The 5,983-nt window shown below is 33.8% G+C and carries 2 protein-coding genes; both read left to right on the top strand.

From position 1 onward, the window contains the following. A partial coding sequence (locus tag Q0138_RS01340; RefSeq protein ID WP_297979865.1) for a BspA family leucine-rich repeat surface protein occupies nucleotides 1-524 on the top strand: 524 nt, incomplete at its 5' end. A 52-nt stretch (nucleotides 525-576) separates the two neighbouring features. Continuing rightward, a partial coding sequence (locus Q0138_RS01335; protein ID WP_297979861.1) for a right-handed parallel beta-helix repeat-containing protein occupies nucleotides 577-5,983 on the top strand: 5,407 nt, incomplete at its 3' end.

The following is a 5,983-nucleotide window of genomic DNA, read 5'->3' as shown; positions in this document are numbered from 1 at the left end:
ATGGATGTTCATCATTAAAAGAATTAAATCTTAATAATTTTAATACTAATAATGTTACTAATATGTGTTATATGTTCTTTAGATGTTCATCATTAAAAGAAATAGATATTAATAATTTTAATACTAATAATGTTACTAATATGAGATGTATGTTCTATGGATGTTCATTATTGAAGGAATTAAATCTTAAAAATTTTAATACTATTAATGTTACTGATATGAGTTCTATATTCTATGAATGCTTATCATTAAAAGAATTAAATCTTAATAATTTTAATACTAATAATGTTACTAACATGAGTGGTATGTTCTTTGAATGTAAATCATTAAAAGAATTAAACCTTAATAATTTTAATACTAATAATGTTACTAACATGAGTGGTATGTTCTTTCAATGTAAATCATTAAAAGAATTAAATCTTAATAATTTTAATACTATTAATGTTACTAACATGAGTTGTATGTTCGCTCAATGTTCATCATTGAAAGATTTAAATGTTAATAATTTTAAAATGAATATTTAAAAATTATTTGAGTTTTCAAAAATATGGAGTTAAAAACTATTGAGGTGAAATCTTGAACTTTAAAAGGAATCTTTTAATTATTTTATCCTTATTAATCATTCTCTTATTATTTGCAGGTTCTGTCTCTGCAAGTGATTCTCTTTTAAATAATGATGATAATGTGCTTTATCAATCTGATGATATAGGCAATATCAATCCAAATGTTCAAAATGATAAAGTACTTTCAAATAATTTAATCAATGATCAATTAAATGATAAGATTATTGATTCAAATCAAAATAATGAATTGTCAAATGAAGTAAATAGCAATCAAATTGGCCTTGCATCTGATGAAAAAAATAATTTGGAATATTCATCTTTAGGGATTTCTAAGGAATTGGAATATTCATCTTTAGGAATTTCTAAGGAATTGGAATATTCATCTTTAGGGATTTCTAAGGAATTGGAATCCTCATCTGTAGGCGGAAATATAATTACAGTAAACCATACTGGAAATGATGTAAGCGATTTGGAAAATGCAATCAAGAGTGCAAAGTCTGGAGATACAATAGATCTTGGAAACCACACTTACCAAATCAGCAGGTATCAAATAGACATCAACAAGCCCCTTACACTGCTTGGAGATGGTGAAAATACAATCTTCAACGGTACTGGAGGAACTTCAAGCTCTGGCTGCATACTTTATATAAGTGCTTCAGGCAGAAATACAACAGTTTCAGGAATTATATTCAATGACATCCAAGCAAATACCAAATACACAGGCTATGACAGCTTGGCAGGTTGGGCAATCGACATTGACAGTTCCACAAACATAAGGATTGAAAACTGCAGCTTCTATAACTTTAACCGTGCAATAAACATAGATTCATCAATCAATGTTGAGGTTCTTGACTCCTATTTTACAGGCGCTGCCACAAGGATAACAAATGGCAACGGCAAGGAATACGGATCAAAGCTCATATCAGTTTCATATGCAGTAAACACATTTATCTATAACAACACATTTGAAGGGCCTGTATTGGAGGCTATTCAAATTGCATTGTCAGACAGCACTCAAATAGACAGCAACCGATTCGTAAATAACTCATATTCCATTAATCTGGACAGTTATTACTCTAAGGGAACTGTCATAAGGGACAACACCTTCTACAATTGCGGTCATTTCCAGAGCATGCTTGATGGGGAAGAGATAAGCTTCAATTGCCTTCCTGTAATTACAAAAACTGACAATGAGGATATAAGCATCTTTGCAAATACCTTTTATGTTGATGATGAAAACCTTCTCATTTATGCTGAAGCAGGTGCAGACAGCTCAATAATTGAAATCTATGAAAACACCGTATTGAAGTTAAATGATGATATTGATGCAAGTACAGTTACCTTTGCTCAAATTTATGACATTACAAGAACCTTGACAGATATTGGGCAGCTGGAATTCAGTTCAAACAATCTTCCCGATGAGATGGAGGCATTGGTGATGGGCGACTTTGTCTGGTATGGCTGTGATGGTGATGTAATCATTCCCCTTAGCTCAAATTCCTCAATAAAGATGGTGTTTAACAATGCATTTGTTGGGGATTCCTTTTGCATTAATTTCACCTTAAGCTCAAAGACAGACAGTTCTTATGTCTTTAATAATGAGACCATTGAACTAAAGCTAAACAATAAAACCTACATTATAAACATTATTGACAATACTGCTTCCCTTTTAATTGAGGACTTGCTTCCTGCATCAAACTATTCCCTCATTGCCAAATTCAATGGAAATGATGACTATGCACCTTCAGTTGCATATAATGTATTGAGCATCTATTCAAAAAGCACATTCAGAAACATTCAAGCATTGATAGACGATGCGACAGATGGGGATACAATCTATCTAAGCGGCTCATACCTTGGAGATGGTGAAAGAATCTATATAAACAAGTCACTTGCAATAATGCAAAGGGGCTCAATTAACCTTGACGGTTCAGATTCAGTTGTATTGGATGCAAATGACCTTTCAGGAATATTTGTAATTAACGCTCCAAATGTTTTGATTGAAAACATAAGCTTTAAAAATGTGGACAAGACAGCCTATGGCGGTGCAATCTGGGCTGATTTCGATTCTCTAAATCTCAGCGTAATAAACTGCAGGTTTTTGGATAATGTTGCTTATGCTGCAGGAGCCATTGCATGGGATGGAGACGATGGCTTATTGAAGGATTCTGTCTTTGGAAATAACACAGCAAGCTATGGAAGTGGAGGAGCAATTACATGGTCCGGCAAGAATGGCTGCATATTAAATTGTAATTTTACCGATTGCTATTCAAGCAATGGCGGAGCCATTTCCTGGACAGGTGCCAACGGAACAATATCCGATTCCAGATTTGCATATTGTCGTGCATATGACTTTGATGGAGGTGCAGTCTTTTGGAATGGATTGAATGGTAGAATATTGAATTGTGACTTTGTTTCTAATTTCGCTTTCTTCTATGGAGGTGCAGTTGAATGGGAATCTCATAATGGAATTATGTCTAATTGTAATTTTTCAGACAATTATGCTTCTAATCAGGAGGAATGTGGTGCTGGTGCAGTGATTTGGTATGGAAACAATGGTAAAATATTGGATTCCAATTTCAATAATAATTATGTTATTTCTAATCTTACAAGTGAGGCAGTTTTTGCAGGAGCTCTTGCTTGGGAAGGTCCTAATGGATTTTTAAGCGGTTCAAGCTTTTCAAACAATTTTGTTTATGCAGACAGCAGTTTGGAGGATGTTTTCGGTGGAGCGCTCTATTGGAATGGAACAAATGGTACTCTAAGCAGTTCCAGTTTCAGAAATAATTCTGCAGAGGAGTTCTATGGCGGTGCAATCTACTGGAATGGTGAAAATGCACAAATTTCAAATGCTCTCTTCGAGTCTAATTCCGCCATCTTTGCAGGAGGGGTTTACCTGAACTCAGAAAATGCCTCATTGTCTGATTGTCAATTTTTAGCCAATGATGCAATGGAAGGCTCAGCAATTTACATTACTCTTGAAAACAGTAGGATTCTAAACAGTTCATTCATCAACAACACTGCAAGTTACGGCACTGTCTCATGTGACGGAAACAATGGACTCCTTGATGGTTGCGTTTTTATAAACAATTCAGCTATTGAAGGTTCCGGAACATACTGGTTCAGTAAAAACGGCACAATCTCAAATTCAATCTTTGCAAACCCGGGATATAATGTTTCAAGAAGCGGAATTTCCCTACCAAATTATGAAAATGACTATTGGGGAGGAAATTACAATTCATCAATTCAATTCATAAGGGCAAAAATCATCAATCACAACAGGGAATATATTGCACCGGAATCCTGGGCAAACATAAGCTTTGATGGATTGGATTTTATCGATAAGGCAGGCTTATATGGCTACAATTTAGGTTTCATATCCAATCTCGGTGAGGAATTGCCAATTCTTCCAGATTATGAAATCGGAATTTCAAATGCTTTTAAGGAAAATCCTGTTTTGGCTGTCGGTGATGGATTTATCATTTCAAACAATGAAATGTGCTTTAATTATAATGCTCTTTTAAGGGCAAATGACACTATTTCAGTTTATGACTTAAGCACTGGAAACATATTGGGTGAAATAGGACTTACTGTTGATTTGGAAAACAGAAACACCTCAATCTCTTATGAATATGATTCAGTTTATGCAAATCAGGATTTAATCCTTAATTTCACTGTCAGAGACAGTGAGGATAATCCAGTGGAATATGGAAACATTTCAATCTATCTCGATAATAAGCTATTCAGGATAATCAATCTAGCCAAGGGTCTAAATTCCATTGAATTGAACTTTAACAAATCTGGAAATTACACAATATTGGCTGATTATTCAGGTTATAACATTTTCAATCCTTCATATTGTGAAGCCATTCTGATTGTTAAAGGTCCTGATAAGGAGCCAGGGCTTGATTTGGATTGGAATTCAGTTTATGCAAATGAGGAGATGAATGTTAATATTTCCATTTTGGATGAAAATGATGATTTGTTTGATGATGCTAATCTCTCCATTTTCATTGATGATGAATTTTATGATGAGCTTGAATTGAATGCTTCATCCATTATCTTAAATCTAAACTTTAATGAGTCTGGAACTCATCTTATTAGTCTGATTTTCTCTGGAAATGATCAATATCTCCAATTGGAATTTGTATCTGAGATTCAAGTTAAGGCTCCAGACATTGAAACATATATTGTGGCAGCCATAGATTCAACACATGAAAAGGAAAGTCTTAAGATTGATTTCGCCCTCACTGATGGGGACAATAATCCGATTGAGGAAGGAAATATCAGTGTTTATATAAATGATAAATTCCTGAATGAATATTTATTGAATAATTCCAATTCAATCAGATTGCTATTTGCTGAAGCGGGAGTGAATTCAATTGATTTTATTTATTCAGGCACTGAAAAGTATCTTAAATCAAATTATTCGTCAAATATTTATGTTTATGGAAAGAATGATGTGATTGTAAATCATACAGGAAATGATGCATTGGACATTCAAAATGCAATTGACAGTGCAAAAGATGGGGACATTATCCAATTGGGAAATTATTCCTATAAAAATGTTTTAGACATTAATATTACTAAGAATTTGACTATAAGGGCAGATGGGGCTTCAATTGAATCTGGTGGTACTTCCACGGAAAGTAATGGAACTTCAATTGAATCTGGTGGTACTTCTACCGAAAGTAATGGTACTTCAATTGAATCTGGTGATAATCAAGTTTCAAAATCAATATTCAATCTTATTACGATTTCAAAAGGTGGTCCTGAAACAGTAAGCATTGGGGAAATTGAATTTAGGCTCAACAACGGCGTAACTGTTTTAAATGCAATTGCAGAAAATGCTACAAGTCCATTTTCAATTGATCTTGCAAATATTAATATTGTAAATAACAGCATTCTATTGGCAAATGATGATGTTGTTGCAAAATCATTGGGAATCTTGAGGATAGAAAGTGAAAGGGCTATTCTCTCTCCTACAAATATCATCAATGTCAGCGGAAACACAATTGAGACAGGTGTAAAAACCCTTAACTTTGTTGTGCTTTCAATTTTAAATGGAAATGATGTAAATATATCTGAAGGCATTTCATTTGAAAAATTAAAAACTCAAATCATTTGTGAAAATATGACAACAAATGCAATCAATGTAAATCTTGACGGTAGAAATGGGGAATATTTCACCTTTAAACTCATTGATTCCAATGGAAATGCCTTAAGCAATAGGAATGTTCTTGTAGGATTCAATGGACATATCTACAATTACACAAGTGATGAGAATGGAAGTGCCAAAACACAAATAAACCTTGGAGTGAAGGGAGGATACACATTTGCAGTAAGCTTCTTGGGAGATGAAAACTATAATGCAAGCTTTGCTGTAGCTAAAATCACAGTAAACCCAGAGCCTGTAAAGC

This window comes from uncultured Methanobrevibacter sp. (genome assembly GCF_937906425.1).
Lineage (GTDB): Archaea > Methanobacteriota > Methanobacteria > Methanobacteriales > Methanobacteriaceae > Methanobrevibacter.
Note: the sequence above shows the minus strand (reverse complement) of the source record. Positions and strands in the feature narration are given on the sequence as shown.